The organism is Streptococcus milleri (assembly GCF_900636525.1).
GTDB lineage: Bacteria > Bacillota > Bacilli > Lactobacillales > Streptococcaceae > Streptococcus > Streptococcus hominis.
Genome location: NZ_LR134288.1, coordinates 849,289 through 874,916, shown reverse-complemented (window position 1 = coordinate 874,916; position 25,628 = coordinate 849,289). Strand labels below are relative to the sequence as shown.

General features: G+C 36.6%; 22 protein-coding genes, 1 pseudogene and 1 CRISPR repeat array. Of the genes and pseudogenes, 4 read left to right on the top strand and 19 right to left on the bottom strand.

What is annotated here, in order from left to right; translation table 11 throughout:
- Positions 1-4: 4 nt before the first annotated feature.
- The 6 genes and pseudogenes from EL087_RS04300 to dnaG all read right to left on the bottom strand — a co-directional run.
- Positions 5-415: pseudogene (locus EL087_RS04300) on the bottom strand (redoxin domain-containing protein); the annotation flags it as partial.
- Between the two features lie 166 nt (positions 416-581).
- Positions 582-1,292, bottom strand: a complete 711-nt coding sequence (gene ccdA2 / locus EL087_RS04295) for a thiol-disulfide oxidoreductase-associated membrane protein CcdA2 (protein ID WP_003024626.1) — start codon at positions 1,290-1,292, stop codon at positions 582-584.
- Between the two features lie 137 nt (positions 1,293-1,429).
- Positions 1,430-2,758: a branched-chain amino acid transport system II carrier protein gene (brnQ, locus tag EL087_RS04290; protein WP_126407037.1), complete on the bottom strand. Its 1,329-nt coding sequence runs from the start codon at positions 2,756-2,758 to the stop codon at positions 1,430-1,432.
- Positions 2,759-2,912: 154 nt separating this feature from the next.
- A complete protein-coding gene (locus EL087_RS04285) occupies positions 2,913-3,242 on the bottom strand; it encodes a metal-sulfur cluster assembly factor (protein WP_003024629.1) in 330 nt (109 codons plus the stop codon).
- A gap of 18 nt (positions 3,243-3,260) precedes the next feature.
- Positions 3,261-4,373 carry an RNA polymerase sigma factor RpoD gene (gene rpoD / locus EL087_RS04280; RefSeq protein ID WP_003042522.1) on the bottom strand — a complete coding sequence of 371 codons (1,113 nt, stop codon included), beginning with the start codon at positions 4,371-4,373 and terminating at the stop codon, positions 3,261-3,263.
- Between the two features lie 2 nt (positions 4,374-4,375).
- Positions 4,376-6,151, bottom strand: coding sequence for a DNA primase (gene dnaG / locus EL087_RS04275; protein WP_313769826.1), 1,776 nt, complete (start codon positions 6,149-6,151; stop codon positions 4,376-4,378).
- A gap of 155 nt (positions 6,152-6,306) precedes the next feature.
- Between dnaG and mscL the strand changes: the two genes are divergently transcribed.
- Positions 6,307-6,687: a large conductance mechanosensitive channel protein MscL gene (gene mscL, locus EL087_RS04270; RefSeq protein ID WP_003042243.1), complete on the top strand. Its 381-nt coding sequence runs from the start codon at positions 6,307-6,309 to the stop codon at positions 6,685-6,687.
- Between the two features lie 241 nt (positions 6,688-6,928).
- On the opposite strand, the gene rpsU is transcribed toward mscL, so the two are convergent.
- From rpsU to cas9, 7 genes are all read right to left on the bottom strand, one after another.
- Entirely contained in the window at positions 6,929-7,105 is a 177-nt protein-coding gene (gene rpsU, locus EL087_RS04265) for a 30S ribosomal protein S21 (protein ID WP_000048054.1), read from the bottom strand.
- A gap of 196 nt (positions 7,106-7,301) precedes the next feature.
- The gene (locus EL087_RS04260; RefSeq protein ID WP_126407033.1) at positions 7,302-7,640 is read right to left on the bottom strand and encodes an ATP cone domain-containing protein; all 339 of its coding nucleotides are present in this window, start codon (positions 7,638-7,640) and stop codon (positions 7,302-7,304) included.
- 250 nt (positions 7,641-7,890) lie between these two features.
- Positions 7,891-10,206 carry a CAP domain-containing protein gene (locus tag EL087_RS04255; RefSeq protein WP_126407031.1) on the bottom strand — a complete coding sequence of 772 codons (2,316 nt, stop codon included), beginning with the start codon at positions 10,204-10,206 and terminating at the stop codon, positions 7,891-7,893.
- A gap of 129 nt (positions 10,207-10,335) precedes the next feature.
- Positions 10,336-10,898: a CRISPR direct-repeat array (repeat unit 36 nt; unit sequence GTTGTACAGTTACTTAAATCTTGAGAGTACAAAAAC).
- 72 nt (positions 10,899-10,970) lie between these two features.
- On the bottom strand, positions 10,971-12,014 hold the full coding sequence (csn2-St, locus tag EL087_RS04250) for a CRISPR-associated protein Csn2-St (protein WP_126407029.1): 1,044 nt from the start codon (positions 12,012-12,014) through the stop codon (positions 10,971-10,973).
- Entirely contained in the window at positions 12,011-12,334 is a 324-nt protein-coding gene (gene cas2 / locus EL087_RS04245; protein WP_126407027.1) for a CRISPR-associated endonuclease Cas2, read from the bottom strand. The genes csn2-St and cas2 overlap by 4 nt, the downstream gene beginning before the upstream one ends.
- Positions 12,334-13,245: a type II CRISPR-associated endonuclease Cas1 gene (gene cas1 / locus EL087_RS04240; protein WP_037619531.1), complete on the bottom strand. Its 912-nt coding sequence runs from the start codon at positions 13,243-13,245 to the stop codon at positions 12,334-12,336. Before cas1 ends, cas2 begins: the two co-directional genes overlap by 1 nt.
- A gap of 160 nt (positions 13,246-13,405) precedes the next feature.
- Positions 13,406-16,780: a type II CRISPR RNA-guided endonuclease Cas9 gene (gene cas9, locus EL087_RS04235; RefSeq protein ID WP_126407025.1), complete on the bottom strand. Its 3,375-nt coding sequence runs from the start codon at positions 16,778-16,780 to the stop codon at positions 13,406-13,408.
- Positions 16,781-16,976: 196 nt separating this feature from the next.
- On the opposite strand from cas9, the gene EL087_RS04230 reads away from it, so the two are divergent.
- The gene (locus EL087_RS04230) at positions 16,977-18,263 is read left to right on the top strand and encodes a PLP-dependent aminotransferase family protein (protein WP_126407023.1); all 1,287 of its coding nucleotides are present in this window, start codon (positions 16,977-16,979) and stop codon (positions 18,261-18,263) included.
- 29 nt (positions 18,264-18,292) lie between these two features.
- Here EL087_RS04230 and EL087_RS04225 read toward each other — a convergent pair whose 3' ends face one another.
- The 5 genes from EL087_RS04225 to EL087_RS04205 all read right to left on the bottom strand — a co-directional run bounded on the left by EL087_RS04225 (position 18,293) and on the right by EL087_RS04205 (position 24,108).
- Positions 18,293-20,035: an ABC transporter ATP-binding protein gene (locus tag EL087_RS04225; RefSeq protein ID WP_126407021.1), complete on the bottom strand. Its 1,743-nt coding sequence runs from the start codon at positions 20,033-20,035 to the stop codon at positions 18,293-18,295.
- Positions 20,036-20,037: 2 nt separating this feature from the next.
- The gene (locus EL087_RS04220; protein WP_126407019.1) at positions 20,038-21,777 is read right to left on the bottom strand and encodes an ABC transporter ATP-binding protein; all 1,740 of its coding nucleotides are present in this window, start codon (positions 21,775-21,777) and stop codon (positions 20,038-20,040) included.
- Between the two features lie 95 nt (positions 21,778-21,872).
- Positions 21,873-22,544, bottom strand: coding sequence for an MmcQ/YjbR family DNA-binding protein (locus EL087_RS04215; RefSeq protein WP_126407017.1), 672 nt, complete (start codon positions 22,542-22,544; stop codon positions 21,873-21,875).
- A 12-nt stretch (positions 22,545-22,556) separates the two neighbouring features.
- Positions 22,557-23,189 (bottom strand): copper homeostasis protein CutC, encoded by a 633-nt coding sequence (locus EL087_RS04210; protein ID WP_126407015.1) that lies wholly within the window; start codon positions 23,187-23,189, stop codon positions 22,557-22,559.
- A gap of 55 nt (positions 23,190-23,244) precedes the next feature.
- Positions 23,245-24,108, bottom strand: coding sequence for a GNAT family N-acetyltransferase (locus tag EL087_RS04205; RefSeq protein ID WP_126407013.1), 864 nt, complete (start codon positions 24,106-24,108; stop codon positions 23,245-23,247).
- A gap of 143 nt (positions 24,109-24,251) precedes the next feature.
- Between EL087_RS04205 and EL087_RS04200 the strand changes: the two genes are divergently transcribed.
- Both EL087_RS04200 and EL087_RS04195 read left to right on the top strand, forming a co-directional pair.
- Entirely contained in the window at positions 24,252-24,776 is a 525-nt protein-coding gene (locus EL087_RS04200; RefSeq protein WP_126407011.1) for an ECF transporter S component, read from the top strand.
- Positions 24,777-24,814: 38 nt separating this feature from the next.
- The gene (locus EL087_RS04195; RefSeq protein ID WP_003033213.1) at positions 24,815-25,324 is read left to right on the top strand and encodes a transcription repressor NadR; all 510 of its coding nucleotides are present in this window, start codon (positions 24,815-24,817) and stop codon (positions 25,322-25,324) included.
- A gap of 58 nt (positions 25,325-25,382) precedes the next feature.
- On the opposite strand, the gene kphA is transcribed toward EL087_RS04195, so the two are convergent.
- Positions 25,383-25,622, bottom strand: coding sequence for an RNA-binding protein KphA (gene kphA, locus EL087_RS04190; protein ID WP_003001620.1), 240 nt, complete (start codon positions 25,620-25,622; stop codon positions 25,383-25,385).
- Positions 25,623-25,628: the final 6 nt, after the last annotated feature.

Sequence of the window (25,628 nt, the reverse complement as noted above, 5' to 3'; positions counted from 1 at the left end):
CCTCCTATTTAATGCTTTTAAGAGTTGATTCAATTTCTGCTTTTTTAATAAGTCCAGGACGAGTTTTTACCAATTTTCCATCGCTTCCAATAAATGCAGCTGTCGGATAGGAACGAACACCATATTGTTCCAATAGTTTACCACTAGGATCTAGTAAAACAGGTAAATGTTTATAATTTAATTTCTCATACCAGTTTTTAAAATCTGCTTCAGATTTTTCACCAACATGCCCCGGTGAAACAACCGTCAAAACTACATAGTCTTTCCCAGCATTTTTAGCTAACTCATCAGTATCCTTTAATGTAGATAAGCAGATAGAACACCAAGATGCCCAAAATTTGAGATAAACTTTCTTTCCTTTGAAATCTGACAATTTATAAGTTTTCCCGTCAACTCCTTTTAGTTCAAAATCAGGAGCTGCTTCGTCTTGATTCAACTTTGTAGCTGTCGTTTTATTTGTAAATTGTCCGTGTCCAGACTTAGTTCCACTAGCTGATTTTTGATTTCCACAGGCACCCAACAGAGCAACACAAACAAGACCTGTGATGACTAACATTGTTTTTTTCATGAGATTCCTCCTTTTATCCACCAAATATTGAAGCTAGAACATTAAGATTTCCCAGCATAAGTAAAATTCCCATCAAGATGATAAGTAACCCGCCAATTTTCTTTAGTAGTCCCATATAAGGTTTTATTTTCCCAAAATGGCGTAAAACAATAGAAGAGGCAAGCGCCAAAATGAGAAATGGGATAGCAAGACCAAGGGTATAAACTAACATGAGGAAGCCACCTTGTACTGCTCCATTACCACCAGAAGCTGCAATTGCGAGAACAGAACTCAAAACAGGACCTACACAAGGTGTCCAACCAAAGCTAAAGGTCACACCTAGCAAGAAAGCATTGTAAAAATCATTTCTATTTTTATCTTTTTTTAATTGAACACTTTTCTGTCGTTGTAGTAGCTTAAAATTGATCAGTTCCATTTGATGAACACCGAGCAAAATAACAATTGCTCCTAATACATAGCGGAACCACTCTGTATAGAGAACTTTTCCCAAAAAGCCAGCGCCATATCCAAGAATTAAAAAGACTACGGACAATCCTGCAATGAAAAATAGTGTTTTTATAATTCCGTACCAAGCAATCTTCTTTCCAAAAATAGTGATTGTTCTTGGTTCATCTGTATCCAATAAAATACCAACATATACAGGAAGCAATGGCAATATACAAGGCGAGAAAAATGATAAAATTCCCGCTAGAAATACAGAAATCAAAAACACAATAGATATCATTATCTTTTCCTCCTCATTTTCTTTCTAAGAAAAGTATACACTGGTTCACTATCTAAAAATAGAGGATACGATTTGTAAAAACTTGAATTTGATATGGTCATAAAAAAACTATCACTTTTCGTGATAGATATTTTTAATTATTCCATTTCAAATGTGTCACTTTTTTGTTTATTTGGCAAAAACAAAGATAACACAATCCCGACAATCGTCGGTACCAGCCAAGGAATTGAAGCTTGCGCAAATGGCAAAGCATTGATTAAATTACTCACACTAGTCAATTTAAATTGCGAGCCAATAATATTCGCAAAGGCAATAATTGTTACAACTGCGACCGTTAGCTGCATTCCAATCTTAGATAAGGCAACAAACTTATTGACAATCACAATCATTACAATCGCAATGGTAATCGGATACAAAATTTGCAAGACAGGAACTGAATACTGAATGATTGCTCCTAAACCAAGATTTGCAATTGCAAATCCAATCAATGTAAAGACAGTTGCATAAGTTTTGTAGCTGATTTTAGGAAAGATTTTATTGAAAAATTCTGATGTTGAGACAATCAAACCAACCGTAGTTGTGAAGCAGGTCACTGTTACCATGGCTGCAAGGAAAATCTGTGCTGTCGGACCAAAAATAGCTTGTGTAGCTTGAGATAAGACATAAACTCCTTTATTGGCATCAGACGCCATTACATCAGCCGGAATTGGGAAATGATTTCCAAGAAATCCTAATCCAATATAAAGCGCACTAAATCCCAATGCAACAACAGTTCCAACAATCCAAATCGTTGAGATATATTCTTTTTTATTAGCAAAGCCGAGTTGGTTCAATGTTTGCACAGCGATAACGCTAAAAGCAACAGAGGCAAGTGCATCAAGCGTATTATACCCTTCAAGAAAGCCAGTTCCAAAAGCTGCTTTTGCGTATTCCGTGCTAGCATCTTGCGGTGCAGCTGCTCCATATTTTATCGCCCCTAAAATGACTAGAATGACAATCAAAATGGCAAACACAGGAGTCAAAATCCGACCAATCCAATCCAAAATTTTGGAAGGATTTAATGAAATCAAGTAAGCAGCCACAAAATACAAGATTGTAAAAATAATAAGTCCTAATCCAGTCATATTACTCGAAAGCAATGGTGCAATCCCAACTTCATAAGAAGTCGTTGCCGTCCGAGGAATGGCAAAAAATGGACCAATCGCTAGATACAGAACCACCAAGTAACTGGTCGCAAACCAAGGAGAAATCTTTTTAGAAATTTCATAAACATAGCCTTTGGGATTTAAAGTACCGATAATCAATGTTAAAATAGCAATTCCAACTCCTGAAAGCACAAATCCTGCAATCGCTGACCAGAAGTGTTCGCCAGACAAAGCTCCTAAAGTTGGCGGAAAGATTAAATTCCCTGCGCCGAAAAATATTCCAAACAAGAGTAATCCCGTCAGTGCTCCTTTTTTAATCATCTTCTCTCCCTTTTCTAAAATTCAGTATGTTCAACCATTATAACAGATTCTTACAATACTTCAAGTAATATAAAGCATAAAGTTAAAATATTTCACAAATTCTGAATGTTTGAGCAAAACAAAGGCAGCATAATCAAGTCATGCTGCTATATTCTTATTTAATCCCTAGGGCGATGCGTGCGTAGCGACTCATTTTATCCACAGTCCATGCTGGATACCACACCAGTCTCACTTCTACTTTGCTCACTTCAGGTACATCTGACATCGCATCATGAATCTGATCAGTTAATAAGTCAGCCAGCGGGCATCCCATTGTTGTTAAGGTCATATCAATCTGCGTCTCACCATTTTCACCATTGAACCGAATTTCATAAATCAAACCAAGATTTACAATATCAATTCCTAATTCAGGGTCAATAACTTGTTCCAAACTTTCCAAGATACGATTTTTAATATCATCAATTTGTTCGTTTGTGTATGCCATGGTGCCTCCTTTTGTCTACTAATCTTCAATAAAGTCACGAAGTGGCTTGCTACGACTTGGATGACGCAATTTGCGTAGGGCTTTGGCCTCAATTTGTCGAATCCGTTCACGAGTCACGTTAAAGACTTTTCCAACATCTTCCAGCGTACGCATTTTACCATCATCTAGACCGAAACGCAAACGTAGTACATTTTCTTCACGGTCTGTTAATGTATCAAGAACCTCGTCTAATTGCTCACGTAGGACAATACGTGTTGTGTAATCAACTGGATTTTCAATCACTTCATCCTCAATGAAATCGCCAAGATGACTATCATCTTCTTCTCCAATTGGAGTTTCAAGAGAGACCGGCTCCTGGGCAATCTTCAAAATTTCACGAACTTTATCTGGTGTCATATCCATGCGCTCAGCAATTTGTTCTGGCGTTGGATCTTGTCCCAATTCTTGCAAAAGATTTCGTTGCTCCCGCACTAATTTATTGATTGTCTCAACCATGTGAACCGGAATCCGAATCGTACGCGCTTGGTCAGCAATCGCACGAGTAATCGCTTGACGAATCCACCAAGTGGCATAGGTCGAAAATTTGAAACCTTTGGTATAGTCAAACTTGTCAACGGCTTTCATCAATCCCATATTGCCTTCTTGAATCAAGTCAAGAAACTGCATGCCGCGTCCAACATAGCGCTTAGCAATAGAGACAACCAACCGCAAATTAGCTTCTGCCAAACGTTGTTTCGCTTCTAAGTCGCCTTGCTCCACAAGAACAGCTAATTCTTGCTCTTCTTCATTAGTCAACAGCGGAACAACACCAATTTCCTTTAAGTACATACGGACAGGATCGTTCACTTTAGCAGAATTGCTACCAAGCAACTCCTCATCTGTTAATTCAGCTTCTTCTTCCTCTGTATTTAAAACCCGTTCACTTGGGTTGCCCTCTTTATCCGTAATAGCAATCCCTGCGTCCTGAATCCGTTGAAGAAGATCTTCAATGCCATCAGCTTCCAAAGTAAATGGAATGACTAGCTGATCATTGATTTCATCATCGGTTGCTGTACCAGTTTTTTTATGGTTGCGAATAAATTCTGCAACTTGAACATCAAAAGTTGTTACTTCTTTTTGTTTTGTAGCCATTCCTACTCCATTCTCCTTTTTTGAGCAATAAATCGCTCTAGCTCTTCTAATGCCGTATCTGCATCCCCACTATGAGATGCTTCACGGACTTTTTTACCAATCAATTGATTTTCTTTGCGAAGCAATTCCTTATCTCGCGTTTGCTCCACTTCAATCAGTTCCTGCTCAGAAACTTCCTCTGGTAGATTTTCTTCTAAGACCCGATACCAAGCTTGCTGTACCGAATCATTTTGCTCAGACAAATCTTGTGGCGTTACCTCGCCATTTGTTTTTAAAATATCGTACAAAGTCTGCAATTCTACTGTTGCGAAATGAAAATCTTTCCTCAAACGATAATCATTTAAAATTACAGGATTATCAATCATCCGCTGCAGAAGATGACTCTCTGCCTTAATTAGCCGTGATACTTGCCGTGTTACCGGAATGTCAAGTCTTGACACTTGTTGATGCGATTGCTGTTGTTGCTCTCTTCTATTTACCAAACGATGATTATTAACAGTTTGCTCCACCTGCTGGTAGTCAAAATCAGGTAACAATTCAGCTAACATATAAATATAGGAATTTTGTGCAGTGATTGATTGAACCTGTGCAATCAGCGGAGACATTTGTTCAACAAATTCAATTTGAGCTTGCAAGTTTTCGATATTATCTGGCTTCAGATAGTTCAAAAGAAACTCTATATCACTAATTCGTGTTTTAGTCAGTAAATTTTGTAAATCATCAGCAGAATTTTTTTTGATAAATTCATCCGGATCCATATTATCAGGAATCCTGACAATTTCAACTGATAAATTATGCAATTCATTCAGAGCTTTTGCTGTCGCTGCTTGTCCTGCTTTGTCACCATCGTACGTTAAAATAATTTTCTTTGCGAACTTACGAAGATGCTCCACATGCTCATGCGTCAATGCTGTCCCCATAGATGCTACAGCATTTTCAATTCCAGCACGATAAGTGGCTATAACATCCATAAAGCCTTCCATTAAGTAAATTTCGTGACTTTTCTTGATAGTCGCTTTGGCCTTGTCCAGATGATACAACTCATAGCTTTTATTGAAAATCGGTGTACTGCGACTATTTTTATACTTCGCGACTTTCTGCTCTATATCGCTTGGTTGCCAAATACGACCTGAAAAAGCAATGACTTGTCCTTTATCATTTGTCAATGGAAACATAATCCGATTTTGAAAGGCGTCATAAACCAAATTGTTATCAGCTAAGTTGAACAAACCAGAATTCATAATGACTTGCTCATCAAACTTTCCACTAACACTTTTATAAAGATAGTTATTTTCATTGGGCGCTAAACCAATTTGAAAATGCTTGATAACCTCATCTGTTAAGCCACGTTCATAAAGATAAGAACGTGCTTCTTCTCCTATCTTTGTTGTCATCAATACTGCATGGTAAAACCTTGCAGCTTCCGCATGAATGTCATAAAGTGCTTGATGAGGATGTGTATGTGTTGACTGCTCTTTTCTACTATGCTCTATTTCTAATGGAAACCCTGCACGATCGGCAATAATTTGTACAGCGTCCATAAAAGAAACACCGCGATAATCTTCAATAAATTTAAAGACATCGCCTGACTTCCCACAGCCAAAACAGTGATAAAATTGCTTTTCTTCTACCACGTTGAATGACGGAGTTTTTTCACCATGAAAAGGACAAAGCCCTAGGTAATTCCTTCCAGCTTTCGTTAGAGCAACGACTTCTCCTATGATTTCGACGATATTGACGCTATTTTTAATATCAGAAATGATTTCTTTATCAATCAATAGACAATACCCCCAATTTATCATAGAATAACAACTTACATTTTATAACAAATTTGTCAAAAAGTAAAATATTCACTATGCTTTTTAGATATTTTATTGAACTTTTCCCTTTTTTAAGATATAATATGTTTTAGTATTTTAAAAGGAAAAAGAAAATGTTAAAGGAGCTTAAAGAGTTTTTGCTTCGCGGCAATGTAATTGATTTAGCAGTCGGTGTTATCATTGCCAATGCTTTTGGAGCTATTGTGACTTCGCTTATTGGAGATGTTATTACTCCACTCTTTCTCAATCCAGCTTTAAAAGCTGCTGGTGTAGAACAAATTGCTGGTTTAAAATGGAATGGGATTGCATACGGTAGTTTCTTAAGCGCTGTTATCAATTTCCTCGTCATCGGAACAGTTCTCTTCTTCATCGTCAAGTCTGTTGAAAAAGCGCAAAGTCTTACTAAAAAAGAAGAAGACACTGCTGAAGAAGCTGCAGGACCAACTGAATTAGAAGTTCTTCAAGAAATCAAAGCATTGCTCGAAAGCAAATAATTATGAAAAAAATTCACTGATGAAAATCAGTGTTTTTGTTTACTCTCACGGTTTCTTGATAATCTGTTTGCCTTAACCTGCCCCTCTAGCTGCTACTTCTATTAAACTTGCGGTGGAGTTTTGAGATGGCAGATAACGTCCATACGGTAAACCTGCTAAAACTAATGATTTTTATTGAGTACAAGTTCAATTTTATCTAAATAGAAACAAAAAACAGACCGAAGTCTGTCATTTTGCTCAATTAGAATTTTTTACGTTTACGAGCTGCTTCTGATTTACGTTTCCGTTTTACAGAAGGTTTTTCATAGAATTCACGTTTGCGTGTTTCTTGAAGAGTACCAGCTTTAGTAACCGCACGTTTGAAACGACGAAGAGCATCGTCAAGGGATTCATTTTTACGTACTACTGTTTTTGACATTTTTTTCACTCCCTTCAAGCTTAAAATCTTTTAAATTTTATCATATTAAAATACACTTGTCAAGTCCCAGAAATTAAGGGAATGTGTAAACTTTTCTAGAACAAGCATTATTATTAACTTAAAAGGAAGTTGATTTTTAGCAAATTTTTCAAAAAATCTGACAGCTATACTTCATCCTGTAATCTAGACTGCAAATTTATCGAATTTGTTCAAAATGTAAATGGACTGCAATATGATCGCCATAACCATTGCGCTCCAAATCTCGTTGCAAGCGGTAGGAAATATAATGCTCGGCAATGGTGATATAACCAGCACCTAACAGGCGATTTTCTACCATAGATTGGATCATACTGATAGTAGCTCGATCAACACCAGCTTCCTCTAGATCTAACACTACTTTTTTAGTTACAAGCGCTAAATTTTGACGTAGATCGTCTGTCAAGACATAAACCGTTTGTGCTGCTTTCAAAATAGCTTGATAAATTTTATCTGGATTAAAATCAGTAATTTCTCCATTACGTTTGATGACTTGCATAGAAAACTCCTTTAGTTTTATTCGTTTCGTTAAGAGAATACAGTTTATTATACTATTTTTGTGCTGATTTTCAAAATGATAGATACTTTAAATATCTATCAGGCAGAAGTTACATTCTATTTAAATTCTATTTTATTATCATTTCTTCACTGTTGATTTTAATTATCTCAATCAAAAAGACAAACACTCGAAAACAGAGTTGTTTGCCTTTGGGAAGAAAGATTAGATTTTTTCTAAAATCTTCAATTATTTAATCTTCGTTATTTCTTTTACGACGGCGAGCACTAGCTAGAGTTCCTAAACCAAGTAGCAATCCTAATGCAGCAACCTGATCTGCTTTAGTACCTGTAGCAGGCAAAGCTTTTTGGCCAGTATTTTGTTGTCTAACTAACAATGGTTTTGGTTGGTAAGTTCTGGATAAGTGTAACTTTTGTACTTCTCCATCTGTTTCTTTTTGAGCCTTCTGAGGAAGTTGACTTCTCAATTGCTCATAGTTTTCTTGTAACTTGGTATAAATTGAACGAGAAATCTCTAGTTTTGCTTCTTCATCTTTTAACGTTTTAACCTTAGAGGTATAGTCAGCTTGTGCAGCTTGAAGAGCCTTTTGAGCTGCTTCAAGTGCTTGTGGTGCGTTTTGTAATTTTTCCAAGTTATCTTGTGCTTCTTTTAGCTGGGCTTTACTAGTTTGCAAAGCATCTTTTGCCTTGGCAACATTTAACTCCGCTGTAATTAAAGCTTTCTTTAGTTCTGCTAATTTATTTTTAGCACTATCTAGCACTTTTTGAGCTTTTTCTAAAGCTACTTGTTTTGGTGCTAACTTGGACGCAATAGCTGCAGTAGCGCGCTCCAAAGCTGCTTGTTTTACCACGACATTTTGCTTTGTTTTTTTCAAAGCTGCTTCAGCTGTAATCACTCCAGCATTCGCAGTAGCAAGGGCTCCTGAACGATTCGCAGCCAACTTTTGAAGCTCTGCTAATTTTGCTTTTTGAATATTTAAAGTAGATACATAACCCATTCTTTGAGCTCGCAACACGCCTAATTGTTTTCTCGCTGCCGTTGCTTGTGCATTTGCAGCTTGTGCAGCACCAGCAAAATTACGGATTGCTTGCTCATACGCGTCTGCGCTAAGAAGAGTGCCATTATTAACACGCGCATTAAAGTTATGATCGTTATAAAATCCAACTTCAGATGTTCCATATACATTGCTGTATTGATTTGGAACTTGATCATATGCAGCTGAAATGGTATTAAAGTTTTTATCCATCATTTGAAGATAGTGACCAACTCTATAGAAGAAAGCAAGTTGACCACGATTACGTAAGGTGGTATAAATTTGATTAGAATCAATGTCTCGCTCATTGGTTGTTAAGCCATACTTAGCTGCCTCAGCCATATAGATAGATTTTTCCTTATGCCAGAAGTCAACGGCTCCTTTTGGAGTAAAACTAATCGCCACATTTTCATTTCTCAAATATTTACCCATATGCCAATTTTCTCTTTCAAAATAAAGAGTTTGGACTTGGCTGGCTGGATTTTTGTAAGGATCAATCAATAATTCTTTTAATCCAGCTTGTCTACGATAAGCATTGATCGCTCTAACTAACTCAATTGCTTTTAAATTATTTTCTAAAGTTGCTGGGCTTGTTGCGTCAGAACCAACTGTAATGCCGTCTTCACGTTTAGCTCTTTCATAAGTTGTTAGAGCTTCAGCAGCTGCATTACGAATCGCTTGGTTGGCTCCATTTGTTTTAGCATGTTGCAAAAATTCACCATAGGTTGCTTTACTCAAATCAACATTTCTTCTATTAGCAGCTGATTGTTCAGCGCGGGCTACTTCACCGGCTTTTTGATCAATAGCCGCTTGATTTTCTGCAACTTTTTGCTCACTTTGCTTGACTTGTTCAGTTGCTGATTTGATTTCTTTAGGAAGATTAGCAACTTCTTCCTTCACTTTAGCAAGATTATTTTGCTTTTCTGCTAAATCTTTTTCTGCTTGTTTTTCTGAATCTTGTGCTTGGTTGAGCTCTTGCTGCTCATTTGCGACCGGAGCTTTTGCTGTATCTAATTCACGTTGTGCTACATCAACAAGTGATTGTTGCCCTGCAACAACATTTTCTTGATTTTTAACAGCTTCTTTTGCCTTTGTTTCAGACTGTTCTGCTTCTTGAACCTTATTTTCCTCTGTTGTAACCGCCTTCTCTGATGTCGCCACTTCTTCTTTTGCGGTTTCAATAACTTCTGGAGTTGCTTCTTTCTTTTCTGCCTCAGCATTTGCAACAGCTTTTTCGCTATCTGCTACCGCGTCCTTTGAAGTATTTACATCCCCTTTAACTTGCTCTACAACTTTTTGCTGAGCATCTGTCTGAACCTTTGCAGCATCGGCTTGCATCTTTGCTGATTGAACATCTGTTTCTGTAACTGGTTTGGTGATTTTTTCAGATGTCTTTGGCTCAGTAGATTGTGTTTTTACTTCTTCGGCATTTACTTGATGTGATAAACTGCCTGAAATAATAGTGGTTGCAGCTAAACCGGTCGCAACTACCGATTTTTTAATTTTTCTCTCCATTAGACGGCCTCCTAATATACTTGCTACTTTTCATTATAAACCATTTCAGCCTAAATTACAATTCCGCTAATGTATTACTCAGATAACTATTAGATTACAATTCTTTTACATCAAACAATTCCTAATGTAGTTTTACAGTTACTTAAATCTTGAGAGTACAAAAACAGAATATGGCATAAATCCTAAGAAAATTAGTTGTACAGTTACTTAAATCTTGAGAGTACAAAAACAGCAGGGTTTGATTGAGCGTCCTGGACGCGGTTGTACAGTTACTTAAATCTTGAGAGTACAAAAACGAGATAAGTCACCGTTGTTAATTAAAATAGGTTGTACAGTTACTTAAATCTTGAGAGTACAAAAACAGAAAGAGATCGATAAGTCTTGGTCAAAAGGTTGTACAGTTACTTAAATCTTGAGAGTACAAAAACTTTATCACCCGAAATTCACCCAAAAAGTTTGTTGTACAGTTACTTAAATCTTGAGAGTACAAAAACCCATTTCAACCTCTATCCGTGGATTGAGGCGTTGTACAGTTACTTAAATCTTGAGAGTACAAAAACGGGCTAGTGAAGCCATGAAACAAATAGAAAGTTGTACAGTTACTTAAATCTTGAGAGTACAAAAACTCATCAACCAGCTATCAAGCGACTTAGCAAGTTGTACAGTTACTTAAATCTTGAGAGTACAAAAACCTCAAATTAAAAAATTTTTTGATTTTTGTACCCTTACATTGATTATAAAGTCCTTTGATGAGCTTGTCAATCTTAATTTTTTAAAAAATTAATTAATAATTGAGTAGGTGGATTATAAGCAAAATGAATTTTCTTGTTATAATGGTATAAACTGTTCATAATTTTCAAGGTTACTATATCTTGAATAGATAAACTCATATGTGTCACGTCTTTACTAAATAAATATGGTGAAATCTTTTGCAAAGAGACGATGAAATCATCTTCTGTAGGTACGTCGTTAGTAGGATATTGACCACTAAACCTTTCATACATAAAAGAAAATTCATAAAAATGTTCAACCAAATCAGAAACAATATTGACGTATTCCATATTCTCGCGATTCAAATAAAGATAGCCTTCATTTGACGGGAAAATAATGACACTAAAATTACTGTAATTGTTGGCCATTCTCTGTAATTGCTCACAACATTTTACAAATGAGGAATAACTTAAGTAATCGTCCATATTTCTAAGGACGAGCAAAATACGATTGGTCTGGCCTTGAATCAACTGTTCTAGCATTTGCATAAAAATAATAAATTTCGTTTCATTTTCGACAAATTCAAACGATATATTCTTATCTTTGAACCCAAAATAAGGTAAAAAATTCTTAAGAATCAGCTGCTCAGTTGTAAAATACTGACTTTCTGTATGGTAATGTATATCTTCAATTTGAAAATTCAAACGTTTATTTACAATCATTGAAATTTGATCCAGCTTATCATTGATATAATCTATCTGTTCCATTATTTCAAGATTATCTAGTTTTGACTTCAAAAAATCAAACGCTACAGTCCCTTTTTTATAAGCCATTTGCTCGATTAAATCTTGGATATCTGAAATAGAAATAATCTTGTAATCTGTTCTTTTAAAAATCGTATTCTCTTCGGTAATTTCTGGTTCCATTTGTCCAAAAAGGTTCAAGTCTTCTACATTATACTTTTTACCGTTGAAATACCAAATTAAGAGCTGCCATATATAGTATTTTAATTGCTGATTATCTCCCACTATTTGAGTAAACGGGCCAAAATTAATAGATAAATTCTCTCTATAAGGATGTGTAAAATTCATTTTCATATAATCACCAGCTTATTATCACTTATTACTTCTTCTTGCTTGGTCTTCCCTCCGATAATCAAGACCATTTCTGAAAATTGCTTTTCTGTAACAGCTAGTAAACGGACATTGCCACTTGGTAAATTGCTTTGTTTCAGCTTTTTATAAAATTTACTGGCAAAACTTCTGTTTGAGCAAGTTCGATAATATACAGAAAACTGCAGCATTTCAAACCCATTGGCAATCAATTCTTTGCGAAAATTACGATAGGTTCGTTTTTCCTGATTGGTTTCCATTGGCAAGTCAAAGAAACATAATAATCTCATCGCTTCATACCTCATTACATACTCCATTCCAAACTAGAAACTATTGGACAGTAAAACTTTGTTGTATCCTTATCAGCAATACATTTGATAAAACCTTTTACATATTTGTCCATTGCAACTGTGACCGAGCAGGTTTCTTTGCCATATTTAATTTTTGCGTTCAGTAGATTTGTTAAAGCCAAGCGGAATTCATATTTTAAATATTCTTCATCTCTCAAATGTTCATAAACCCAAACATCAATAATTTGGCGGAAAGGTTCCATTAAATCATCCACCAGATTGAACTGGTTGTATTCATTTTTATGAAAAATTCCAATTAAAGCATTTAGTCCATATCCAGCAACGATTCTTGCCATCTGTGCTCGCATAATGGCGTATCCGTAATTCAACCCCGCATTAATGACATCTGATTCTCGCTGAGTTACACGGATAAACTTCTTGCCAAATAATTCATTGAAATAGACCTTAGCGGCATGTCCTTCTCGATTTGTCTTATCTCCTAGTTCAATATGATCCTTATAATCCGCTAACAATTGGATACAATCAAGATTCTTTTCAAACATTGCCAAAACATCCTGCTGATTATTGATTTTAAAATAGGTAACAAGTTGCCAGAGCTTATCTTTTTGTTCCTGAGACCAGAGCAACTGTTCTTGCAGTCGTTTATAGGCCCGAAAATGCCCATTTTGAGAATGATAAATTCCCGTTGGTAAGTGTTCATTGTCACATACAATTAAGGCGATATTATACTTACTTAAAGCACTCAACAACCGAAGAGTAACGACAGTATCACCACCTTCAGCTACTATGATTGAAATATCGCTTAAAGGGATTGTATACTCTTCCCCCATTTTCTTTATTAACAAATTGTCTAATTTTAGTCTCATCTTTTCACTTTGACAGATATGTACAATTCTCCACGTCATAAAAACTCCTTTACAACACGAAAACACCCCGTCATAGACAGGGTGTTGATTTCGGCATGAAGCCTTATCTTTGTAGCTTCTGCAAGATTTAAGTAACTGTGTAAGGCGTCCCTTACAGTCACTATTATAATACATTGCAAAAGCGTTTGCAACTCTTTTTTTAAATTTTTTTCTTGAAATTGAGCTGTGGTTGATCACCCTCTTTTTTAATAAAATATTTATTACCAAGAACATCTGTTTTAACTTTATAGATGGAGACGTCTATTCTTCTCAGACTTTTTAAGCAGCGTCCATTAGAAGTTGTTCCAAAAATTTTAATGGCTTCTTTACCTTCATAGTTTCCTTTATCATAAGGCTTTAGTTCAACATAGTGTTTTTGATTTGGCATAGTTCTTGACAAAAACCTAAACAGCTCCTGTTCTACACTTTCAGTATCTTTAATCAAAATTAAATCATTCTTGTATAGGGTAAATTTAAATTCCGAATCCTTATTCACCCCTTCTTTCTTTTTAATTTCATTATATTTTTTGATTGAAATACCATAATTCCCACTTCCTTTTTCAAATCGTAAATCCGAATACTTCAATCCCATTAATTCATATTTACCAGTTTTAAGATTAAAATAGACATCTGTACGCCAAGGCTTCAAAGACTGTAAAACAACCTGGTTCTGACTGTTTACAGGAGTAATATCAATGTGATTGCCAAGTTTATTATCATAATACTTAAGGCTTTTAATCTCTGGGCCTTTGCCCTTTTTGCTGTATTTTCGAATAGGACCATTTTCTTGTCTGTACTTTTCAAAAGGATTGCAGGGAATTTCTTTACCCTTTTCGTTTAACTCTTTGTCAGGATAGGTTTTAAGAATTTCTTCAATAACTTTTTCAAAGGTCTGTGGATCTTTGTGATACATCAAGAATTGAGTTTTATCTTTCTTATATCTCTTGATAAAATCTTCATAGCCCTTTTGAGAATAGATATCCTTAATTTTTCCAAGTACATAAGTTTCCTCCTGCTTATCTTTCCCCAACTGAGCTTTTCTAGTTCCATAGATTGTAGCATCTGATATTTTTCGGTTATATTTAGAATCCACTTGATAAGAAAACAAGATACTGTCTTCAAACGATTTGCTCTTCAATGTATCTACAAAATAATCATATGGAGGTCTGAAAACAAGTTCCTTATATTCGTCATCTGTCAGTGAAAGAATCTCTCCCGTTTCAGGATCTACAAGCTGCCCTTCTTTATAAGAAATCAAAGGATTATTCTGCTTTTTCCAGAGTCTCAACTGATTGGAGGCCGCGATGATGAGAGCATCTACTGCGTGGTGGTGATAGGTATCACGACTTTTTTCAATTTTCCACTTTCTTCTCAGTTGTGATGTAAATTGACCACGAACAACCGAAATTTTTGTATCGAAATCATTTGTTTTGTAAAATTCCTGCAAAGTATTTAGGACTACCCGTGATGAGTAACGTGTGTCCACGAGATTGCGCTCAATGAATTTTTGTTTTACTTCAATCTTGCTGATATCTTCTTCGGTCAGCAGATAGTCTTTTTTCTTATTACTTAAGCTTTTAGAATTCCTGACATATTGTTTGAACTCTATGTAAGACCACGCATCATCCATACTATCTAAAGCCTGGAATGGTGTTCTCTGTCCCTTTTCCTGATTAGCTGTTGCTAGCACCAGAACCTTATTGGCTAAGCCATCATCAAAAGAAAGTGAAAGCGGCAGAATATGATCAATTTCATACTGATGTGGATTATGAATTAAATCATGAATAGAGATGTTCTTTCCTGTATAAAGGCAGCGTTCTCCCTGTTGATGCCAAAGGCGAATTTTGGTTGCTAACTCTTTGTGTCCATGAAAAATACTGTCTGGTAACTCTTTTTTACCATTGTATAGATCAGCAGCTTTTTCCATTGCTGCTTTCTTTTCATCTTCATTGGCTTTTTGGGCGTTTTGAATTGCTTTTTTCTCATCATCTTCATTGCTTTCACGCGCCATTTCAATGACAATATTATCAAAAATGCCATATTTTTTGGTCGCTAAGTTGATGATTTTAATAGCCTGACGGACAGATTTGGCAACAACAGGGTTATAAATTTCATCTGTTAATTCTTTTTCATCTATGTATTTAGTTCGTTTTGAAATTTCTCTACTTCTTTGTTTACCTAGACGAGTCAAAATAGTCATTTGCTCCTCTGAAGTCTCATAAAGCTCCGGAATCAATTCATTCATTAACTTAAGAGAAAAATTATGCCAACCTTTTCCAAATACCGCACTGTTTTTCTTCCTAAACTGAATTAACTCATCAATCTGCTCTTTGGTAAATGTACCAGGTATTTTACTGTTAAGAGCTTCTAAAATACCTTCACTTTCTGTGTTCAAGGTTAGAATGTGCGCTAAATCATCCAAGGTTTCTCTTGATAATATATCTACATCCACCAGTTCTAGTGTTCTCATTTTACGATAGGCGTCAAAAGTATGCATCTCCGGTTTATCAGATTTATCAATCCGATATCCTTTTATGTCATCAATAGAACCATCTACTAACTTAGCAATATATTTCAGTAAAGTTGGAGTTCCTAAAGTTTTTGCAGTTCGAGCATACTCGACAATCTGCCGCTTTTGTTCTGGTCTTAATTTTTTCGTTTCAGTTGGAACTGTTAAATTATTGAGGTCGTTGAGCAAATTAAATTCCTGCGCGGTATATGACACCTTTGCTGCTCGATATTCATCAGGATAAAAAGTACATTTCCCAATTAAAATACCGAAAATATTTTCCAGAGTTGTTCCATCTTTTCTAAAGCGTCCGTAGTCCGTTCTTGACTTTTCATTTCCAGGACCATGATAATACTTGCGTTTACCGGTCAAAATTGTTAAATAGTCTTGAATAAATTCATCTGAAATATCTTGATTATATTCCTGTTGTTTTTTCAAAATCCTTTCAGCTTCTTTTTTATAAGAAGAGGTTGAAAAAACATTAATAAGACGATGATTTTCGCCATTCTCAACTACAGTGAAATCACCACGAACCCGCCCATATTTTTCAAAGCGTTCTAATTGAATTTGTCCAGGAGTCTTATCGGTAAGTAATTTTCTATTTTCTTCAACAGCTTTTCCGTACTCATTGGAAGCTGATTCTCCATCTTCACTTGCATCATCCAGATAGCTGATACCACGCCGTTTAATAATGTTTTTAAGCGCAATAAACAACTCTTCAATTGTTAATTCTTCACTCAAACCTTTCACACGCAGAATATAAGGATTTAAGTTTAAAGGGACATCAGAAAAATCTGTTACAAAACCGAATTCTTCAAAAAGGTCGTTTAAGCGAACGCTGCGATGTTTCTTCCTTCGACCAAGTCTTCTGCCTTGTCTAAATCCACGACGTTCTACATTTCTGTCTGCAGTTGCAGCTGGAAAAATTCTCGAATTAGCGTGAATAATTTCACCTGTTTCTTTATTTAAAATTCCCACTCCGACAGATGCAATACCGATATCCAATCCTAAAACCAAACCGTTCATGATGCTCTCCTTTTATAAAAATTTTGCTACAAATCACATTTAAAGCGCTATCATACACATTATAACATAATAATAAGTAAAATGTTTTAATATTTAAAAATATTTCAATCGCTACCATCAATAACAAATACCATACATCATTTCCTGATTGTAAAAGATTTCAAAATACGTTACAATAGAGAAAAAATTCTTCTGTATGGGGACAGTTAAGATGATAAAACCTAAGTATCAATGTATCGTAGATCAGATTAGCCAAGATATTAAAAGTGGGAACTTGTCCAAGGGACAAAAGATTCCTTCTGTCCGTCAGCTGGCAGACGACTATCGCTGTAGCAAAGACACAGCCCAGAAGGCACTGATAGAGTTGAAATATCAAAAGTATATCTATGCGGTTCCTAAAAGTGGCTACTATGTGCTGGAAAATAGTCTGGAAGACCAGCAGGACATAGACTTAACCGTCAGAGATGACCACTACCAAATTTATGAAGACTTTCGACTTTGTCTCAATGAAACGTTGATTGGACGTGAGAATTATCTTTTTAACTACTATTCTCAGCAAGAAGGGCTGGAAGACTTGCGACAATCTGTCCAGCAGCTGCTTCTGGATTCAGCTATCTACACCTCTGCTGACAGGCTCGTTCTGACGTCTGGTACCCAGCAAGCTCTTTATATTCTTTCGCAAATTACCTTTCCAAATAAAAAATATGAAATTCTAGTTGAACAGCCGACCTACCATCGGATAAACGATTTGCTAACTGCGCAACAACTTCCTTATCAAACAATTGAGCGAACTCCAGAAGGGATTGATTTAGAAGAATTGGAGCGGATTTTTCAATCTGGTCGTATCAAATTCTTCTATACTATCCCGCGTTTTCATTATCCCTTGGGGCATTCTTACAGTCGAAAGGAGAAGGAAGAAATCATTCGTCTCGCTCGGCTTTATGATGTTTATATCATAGAAGATGATTATTTGGCTGACTTTGACAGCAAATGCGAACTGACCTTTCATTACTTGGACGACAGCCAGCATGTCATCTATATCAAGTCATTTTCTACTAGTCTCTTCCCCGCCCTTCGGATAACAGCTCTGCTATTTCCTCCAGCTATTCAGTCTACTTTTATTACCTACAAAAAAGCAGTAGATTACGACAGCAATCTCATCATGCAGAAAGCTCTATCCCTTTATATTGACAATCTCATGTTTGAAAAAAATCGTCTTTCTCTGCTCAATCAACAAGAAAAAGAATTGACGAGAGCTAGAAAACTTTTAAGCCAAAATCAGCTCAAACTTTCCTACTTTCTCAATAGAGATGGTATCTTACTAGATCTACGTGGACTTAAATCTATCAGTTCCCTCAAACATAGCAATCTGCCATTGGATTTTTTTGAAGCAAGCTATATACAGGATTGTCCTTATCAATATGCAAAAATTAAATACGGGGATCTAGAAAAAACCTTAGAACACTTAAATGAATATTTATAAAAAGGAGTCGAAACTCCTTTTTTAAGACTTTACGCTTTTTCCATCATTCCAGCCTGCAACTGATACATTTTATAATAAGTACCCTTAAGCGCTAGAAGCTCTTCGTGTGTGCCAGATTCAATGATACGCCCCTGCTCCATGACATAAATGCAGTTAGCGTCCTGAATGGTGGACAGCCGGTGAGCAATGGCAATCGTTGTTCGTCCTTGGCGCATTTTTTTCAGCGAAGTTTGGATAAGTTCTTCGGTCTCTGAGTCGATATTAGCAGTTGCTTCGTCCAAAATCAAGATTTTAGGCTTGGTAGCGATTGTTCGAGCAAAAGCTAGCAATTGCCTTTGTCCACTTGAAAAAGTCGCTCCTCGCTCGGTTACTGGACTGTCATATCCTGTAGGAAGCTGACTAATAAAATCGTGAGCATCCACAAACTTCGCAGCTTCTACAATATCCTCTCGACTCATATTTTCCTGATACATTTGGATATTAGAAGCAATGGTACCGTGATAGAGGAAAGGATCTTGAAGAACTAAACCAATATTCCGGCGCAGTTCAGCTTGGCTGTAATTCTTAATATTTTTATCATCAATTAAAATTTCTCCTATTTCAAATTCATAAAATCGCAGAAAAAGATTGATGATTGAAGACTTGCCTGAGCCAGTCGAACCGACAAAGGCGATTGTTTCCTCCTGCTTGACTGAAAATGAAATATTTTTCAGAACATCACGCTTGCCGTCGTATGAAAAGGAAACATGACGAAATTCAATATTCCCAGCTGTAATTTCCAATGGAAGATTAGCTTGATTGGGCTCATAGTCTCTACGGTCTATGATTGTAAAAACACGGTCTGCAGCCACCATAGATGTCTGCAAAACAGAGTAATTTTGCATCAAATCAATCAGAGGATTGAAAAGTTGATTGACATATTGGATAAAAGCATACATGACCCCTGCTGTCACTCCTGCAACCTGCCAAGTAAAGCCAAAGTAGGCTAAAATAACCGCATAAGCTAAAATTTTCAGCAAAGACATAGCTGGACGCAGAAAAAGGCTATTGATATTGAGATAGCGAACTGTATACTCCAAATGCTCGCCGTTAATCGTTTCAAATTCATTTATTAGGCGTTTTTCCTGACCAAACGCCTGAATAATTCGCATCCCCTCAATACTTTCAGAAAGTTTGACATTCAAATCGCTCAGTTTGCTTCGGACGAGTTTTAGCAGACGATTAGATAAGCGTTGATAAAGTAAAATGGAGCCTAGCATGACTGGTAAAAAGAGTACAATAAGTCCTGTCAAGCGCCAATTCAAGGTGCACATCGTCACTACTGTTACAACAAGAATAAAAATGGAACTTATAAAGCTTGAGAAGATGCTACTGAACATATCTGCTACCGCTTGTGTATCATTCGTCAAACGGGAAACAATCGCTCCTGCAGCCGTTTGATCAAAATAAGCCATACGTAACCGTTCAATATTTTCAAAACTCTCCTGACGCAGATCGCGAACAATGCTATATGCCACACGGGCAAAAGAATACTGTCCTAAGAAAGTAAATAGCACCCTCAAAAAAAAGAGAGCATAATAGAGAATCAAAATATAAAATCCCGCCATAATCTGATGACGACTGATAAAATGGTCAATGAAATACCGAGCCAAAAGTGGCAAAGCTGTCGTTACCAAAGTTGTCGCAAAGATAAAAGCAAGTGCCAAAATGCTCACCCATTTATAACGCCACATATAAGTCAGAAGGCGATGAAAAGTTGCTTGTTTTTTCATAATCACTCCTCCTTCAGACTCTCTGCCAATTGTTGATTATGATAAGTGTGCGCATACCAACCGTTTTGAGCCAGCAATTCTTGGTGTGTGCCTCGCTCTTTAATGCGTCCATTTTCCATAACTAAGATCAAATCTGCATGAACAACTGCTGACAATCGGTGAGCAGTAATAATAGTTGTTTTACCATCTCTTTCTCCCTTAAGGTTTTCTAAAATCAAATGCTCTGTTTTAGCATCAACAGCAGACAAAGAATCATCCAAGATTAAAATATCTGGTTTCAGAACGAGCGCACGACTCATCGCTAAACGTTGCTTTTGGCCCCCTGAAAGTGACACTCCACGTTCACCAACAATCGTATGAAAGCCTTCCGGCATGGCAATAATATCCTCATAAAGGCCACAAAGTTTACTAGCTTGAATCACTTCGTCATCTGACAAGTCTGGATTTGCAAAACGAATATTGTCCGCAATTGACATCGCAAAAAGAATCTGCTCTTGTGGCACGTAACCAATCAAACTCCGCAAATCATTTAAGCTATAATCTCGAATATCATGATCATTCAGATAAATAGCACCTTCTTGAATATCCTGTTCTCGCATGAGCAGGCGTAATAGTGTTGTTTTGCCAGAACCTGTTTGTCCAACAATTCCTAGCGTCTGCCCCTTTTCTAATGCAAAATGAATATTGGATAAAGTGGTTGTTTCTTCATAAGAAAAACGCTGAATATCATAGACCAAACGGCCATTTTTTATAGGGAAAACGGGATTTTTGGTCTCTTCGACATCCGATTTTTCTGCTAATAGTCGCTCAATCCGTTCATAAGAAACCATTCCTCTTTGGCTGATGTTGAAGAGATAGCCCATCGCCTGCAAAGGCCATACCAGCATATCTAGATAAGTAATAAACGTCACTAATTCCCCGACTGTAAATTGCCCTCTAGAGATGAATATTCCCCCAAAAATCAAAGTTAACGCATAAGATAAGCCAATGAAAATCAGAACCATAGGGTCAAAGAGAGAATTGTATTTAGCGGCTAAAATATTCTTCTCATAGACATCCTGATTTGTTCTAGCAAAAGAGTAACTTTCTGCTTTTTGATAGCCAAAAGACTTCGTCACTTTAATCCCCGAAACGCTTTCCTGTACCTTGTTATTCAAGTCAGAAAAGGCTTCCTGAGCCGCTTTAAAGCTCTCATGATTTTTTCGTCCAATTAAACTGGTTCCCCAGGAAAGAAATGGCAATGGCAGAATAGCAATCAAAGTCAAGCGCCAGTCTAAAACAAAAAACATGGTCAGCAGCGTTACCAGTGCTGTGATAGAGGCATCTACCGCCGACATGACACCCCCACCTGCCACACTTACAACTGCATTAATGTCATTCGTTGCATGCGCCATCAAATCTCCTGTTCGATATTTTTGGTAAAAAGACGGTGCCATTTGGGTAAAGTGCTCAAAGAGTTGAGAACGCAAAAGTCGTCCCAAATGATTTGCCGTTCCAAAAATGTACAGCCGCCAAAGATAACGCAGACCATACATAATAAAGGCCGAAGCAACCAAAAGTAAAAGATTTAAAAGCAACTGGTCTGACGTTAGATTTCGGTTAGCAATACGGTCAATCACCACACCAATTACTCTAGGAGGAATTAAATTAAAAACACTAACCAAAGACAAGGCTAGAATTCCGATAATATAACGTTTTTTCTCCAGTTTGAAAAACCAGCCCAATTTTCTAATAAGATTCATACTCTCTCCTCTGCTATTACTGGTTACCATTATACACTATTTTGTTGCATTATCTGTAAAAATAAAACGCAGCTAGCGCAACCTAACTGTGTTCCTCATTTCTTTTGGGTCAATTCAAAGCTTTTATTCAAAAGGGAAAAAAGTTCTGTATCCGTCAAAGTATCATCCAAGGGTAGGCTCAGCCAATATTTTTTATTCATGTGAAATGCTGGGTAAATCCCTGCTTTTTTAAGTAAAACAGCCACTTGATTGTTTTTGACATTCAGCACTTCTATTGGACCTGTTTTGCCATTTTCAAACTTTGACCAGTCTATCGTCATAAAAATACCATACCATTTTTTAGTATCCCGATGTCGAAAAACACCAGCATGAAGATTGCTATGTTTTGAAGAATTCTCCCAGAGATATTCCAGTCGTCCGCCATAGGTCTTCGCTACGTACTCCTGCAAGCGGCTACTCTGTTCATAAAGAAAGCCAACTTCCTCAAAACAATTAGCTCGAATCGTCAAAAAAATCTCCTGACAGGCTTCACGGACTTGACCGACAAATTCACCCGTCATAGTCTCCATTTTGACTTGTACGTATTCATCACAAGTCTCTTGGTCAAACACTTGATAGTCCAGCTTCTCACCCTGCAGTTTTAGCTGTAACAGAAAATCACCATTCATTATTTCCTGAGAATAAACAAACTCTTCTCCTCTTTTTTCAAAACCAAATACCTGTAATTTTTCTGGATTTGCTTGATATTTCTCAAATAAGTCTAACATGATCTTCACTTTCTAAAATACAATTTTGGTACCATGAAGTTGATTGACGCCGAGCTTTGCAACAATTTCATCACGATTATCAACCGTAATACCGCCTCCTGGTAAAATATCAATCCGACCAGCTGCATGATTTATCAATTCATATAACCAAGAAAAATGCTCTTGAATCGGCTCTTCTGCCAGTCCACCGTGAGTTAGAATCCGTTTCACGCTATGTTCCATTAGCCAGTTCATTTCACTAAATTGATGTTCTCTTGGAATGGCGTCAAAAGCCATGTGAAAGACGACTTCCAGCCCTTGCGAGGCTTTTAATAATTTTTCCATTTTTGGATAATCAATTTTATTAGCACTTGTCAAAACACCAAAAACAAGTCCGTGTGTCCCAGCGCTGCGCGCCATTTGAATGTCTTCTAGCATGATTTCCATTTCCAAGTCATTGTATACAAAGTCTCCCTCGCGTGGACGAATCATCGTCATAACGGTCACATTGTAAGGTTTTGCTAGCTCAACAGCCGCTTTTATGACACCGTAACTAGGCGTTGTTCCGCCAACTGCTAGATTATCGCAAAGTTCAATTCGTCGAGCACCAGCCTGCATGGCTTTTTCCAAATTAGTCACATTTTCTGCACAAAATTCATAAATCATTTTTGACCTCTTCTATGTGAAAGTGTTTTCTTGTTTATTATAACATAATCACTAGTTATTCTTCAAAATCTTTCGCGACTCGCTGGCACCAATCCAACCATTTTTTCCTATAATCCGACTCAGGCAAGATACGATTTTCTAAATCTTTTATCGTAAAAATTCCCATTTTTTCACAAGTTTGAAGGCAATAGTAATAAAAATCCCAATTCAAATCGTCCTCTTCTGCACAAACTGGAATCTCTTCAAAACCGGCTTGATAAGCTATAAATGCTCTGCTATGTCCATCAGTGAAAAAGATTTTATCTTTCAATCGCTTAATTGGTAAAGGCTTTAAAGCGTTTATGTCCTTTGTATCGAACCATATCTGTACCTGCTCTAATTTCTTCTCAGAAAGATAAAATTGACTTGGTTGAATAGCTGACAAAGGAAGCATCAAATCCAAAGCATAGCGATGCCCATTTTCAGTCTTTTCCAAAGGATAAAATCCTACTGACTCAAACATCTTCTTAGAAGCTTCATTATAATCATAGATTTCTTGAACATACAAGCGCTTATAGCCCAACTTGCGTCCGCGTTCAACCAATACCTGAACAACTGTCCTCCCGATTCCCTGACCACGATAAGCTGAATTGCCAATAACAATCGGCATGTCCTCTTGCCAAAAACTCACATCACCAATCGGCTGCCAACCTGCATTTGTCAAAACTTCAATAAAATACACTTCTCCACGCTGAGTAAGATAATCATACATTTTCTTAATTCGTTGAAGCGTGTAAAGCTCTCGACTACCATCTATCAAACTGATTACCTCAGGGTCTTGATACCAAGGAAAGGCGAGATGAGCTTGTCCATCATACTTTCGCAAACGTAAGGAAGAATCAATGAAAATATACTCCGGTTGTTTCTTTACATCTATCATAATATTCTCCTACTACTGACATTCTAACAGAAATTACACAGATTGTTTAGAAATTCTGTCCTATTCTATCAAAATTTTCTCTTGACATTATCTGAAAAAACAGTATACTATACTTGTGTATATACAGTAAAAAGGAGAAAATTATGAAACCTAAAACAAAAAATCAATTTCTAACTCTTACGGCTCTTCTGACTGCACTAGCTATTGTTATTCCGATGGTTATGCCTGCAAAAATTATTATTCCACCTGCATCCTACACTTTGGCAAGCCATGTTCCCATCTTTTTAGCCATGTTTATCTCGCCGTTAATGGCTTTGATCGTTATTCTAGGATCTACTTTTGGTTTTTTAGTAGCTGGTTATCCCATTGTTATCGTTCTTCGCGCCCTGTCGCACATATTCTTCGGCTTGGTAGGCGCTCTTTATCTAAAAAAATATCCTAAAGCTTTAGATAAACCAATCCAGACTTGGATTCTTAATATTGTCCTTGCCTTTATTCATGCAATTGCTGAAGTCCTTGCTTGCCTCATCTTTTACGCCTCAACTTCTTTTCCAGCAAATATGTTTTATCTGCTTTTCATCCTCGTAGGAGTTGGAACTATTATTCATAGTATCGTTGATTTTATCATTGCACAATTTATCTATAAAGCTCTACAAAAAATCCGCTAAATCTTGAATATTTAACAGATTTATTCTACAATGAATTTATGATAAAACAAAGAAGAACAGATTTATTACAGCTTTTAAAAACTGCGGAAACTCCCTTAAATGGACAAATTTTAGCAGAAAAATTCCATGTTACTCGACAAATCATTGTACAAGACATTGCCGTTTTACGAGCAGATGGCGCCCCTATTATTAGTACAAATCGAGGCTATATTTACAAAACGAATGATACTGCTAAATATTATCACCAGCTTTTTAAAGTTAAGCATACGATTGAAGATATTGAAGTGGAATTACTGGCAATTGTAGATAACGGTGGACGAGTTCAAAATATTATGGTAGAGCATCCCGTTTATGGGGAAATTCAAACCTATCTGAAATTAACTTGTCGCAGAGATGTTCAGCATTTCATCCAACAAATTCACGAGACCAATTTTCGCGGTTTATCTGAATTGACAGACGGTGTCCATTATCATCTAGTAGAAGCTGATTCGCAACAAGATTTAGACTATGTCGAAAAAGCATTAGAAGAATTGGGATTTTTAATATAAAATTCAAACATGCTTTCTATATAGATTTCAAAAAAATAGAGCCTGAATGGCTCCATTTTTATTTTTCATCAATAACAATTCTGACTTTTTTATCTTCGGTTGGGACAGAATAAACAATCGTTCTTATCGCAGAGATCGTGCGACCTTTACGACCGATTACACGTCCAACATCACTAGGGTCAAGATCTAAATGATATTCCAAAAATTCTGGTGTATCTTCAATCTTGATAGTTAAAGCATCTGGTTGTGAAATCAAAGGTTTCACTATCGCAATAATAAGATTTTCAATCGTATCCATAGTCAA

Bases quoted from the DNA above. Each gene is read 5' to 3' on its own strand.
- ccdA2 (WP_003024626.1), bottom strand. From the start codon at position 1,292: ATGATATCTATTGTGTTTTTGATTTCTGTATTTCTAGCGGGAATTTTA.
- brnQ (WP_126407037.1), bottom strand. From the start codon at position 2,758: ATGATTAAAAAAGGAGCACTGACGGGATTACTCTTGTTTGGAATATTT.
- EL087_RS04285 (WP_003024629.1), bottom strand. From the start codon at position 3,242: ATGGCATACACAAACGAACAAATTGATGATATTAAAAATCGTATCTTG.
- rpoD (WP_003042522.1), bottom strand. From the start codon at position 4,373: ATGGCTACAAAACAAAAAGAAGTAACAACTTTTGATGTTCAAGTTGCA.
- mscL (WP_003042243.1), top strand. From the start codon at position 6,307: ATGTTAAAGGAGCTTAAAGAGTTTTTGCTTCGCGGCAATGTAATTGAT.
- rpsU (WP_000048054.1), bottom strand. From the start codon at position 7,105: ATGTCAAAAACAGTAGTACGTAAAAATGAATCCCTTGACGATGCTCTT.
- EL087_RS04260 (WP_126407033.1), bottom strand. From the start codon at position 7,640: ATGCAAGTCATCAAACGTAATGGAGAAATTACTGATTTTAATCCAGAT.
- EL087_RS04255 (WP_126407031.1), bottom strand. From the start codon at position 10,206: ATGGAGAGAAAAATTAAAAAATCGGTAGTTGCGACCGGTTTAGCTGCA.
- csn2-St (WP_126407029.1), bottom strand. From the start codon at position 12,014: ATGAAAATGAATTTTACACATCCTTATAGAGAGAATTTATCTATTAAT.
- cas2 (WP_126407027.1), bottom strand. From the start codon at position 12,334: ATGAGGTATGAAGCGATGAGATTATTATGTTTCTTTGACTTGCCAATG.
- cas1 (WP_037619531.1), bottom strand. From the start codon at position 13,245: ATGACGTGGAGAATTGTACATATCTGTCAAAGTGAAAAGATGAGACTA.
- cas9 (WP_126407025.1), bottom strand. From the start codon at position 16,780: ATGAACGGTTTGGTTTTAGGATTGGATATCGGTATTGCATCTGTCGGA.
- EL087_RS04230 (WP_126407023.1), top strand. From the start codon at position 16,977: ATGGGGACAGTTAAGATGATAAAACCTAAGTATCAATGTATCGTAGAT.
- EL087_RS04225 (WP_126407021.1), bottom strand. From the start codon at position 20,035: ATGAAAAAACAAGCAACTTTTCATCGCCTTCTGACTTATATGTGGCGT.
- EL087_RS04220 (WP_126407019.1), bottom strand. From the start codon at position 21,777: ATGAATCTTATTAGAAAATTGGGCTGGTTTTTCAAACTGGAGAAAAAA.
- EL087_RS04215 (WP_126407017.1), bottom strand. From the start codon at position 22,544: ATGTTAGACTTATTTGAGAAATATCAAGCAAATCCAGAAAAATTACAG.
- EL087_RS04210 (WP_126407015.1), bottom strand. From the start codon at position 23,189: ATGATTTATGAATTTTGTGCAGAAAATGTGACTAATTTGGAAAAAGCC.
- EL087_RS04205 (WP_126407013.1), bottom strand. From the start codon at position 24,108: ATGATAGATGTAAAGAAACAACCGGAGTATATTTTCATTGATTCTTCC.
- EL087_RS04200 (WP_126407011.1), top strand. From the start codon at position 24,252: ATGAAACCTAAAACAAAAAATCAATTTCTAACTCTTACGGCTCTTCTG.
- EL087_RS04195 (WP_003033213.1), top strand. From the start codon at position 24,815: ATGATAAAACAAAGAAGAACAGATTTATTACAGCTTTTAAAAACTGCG.
- kphA (WP_003001620.1), bottom strand. From the start codon at position 25,622: ATGGATACGATTGAAAATCTTATTATTGCGATAGTGAAACCTTTGATT.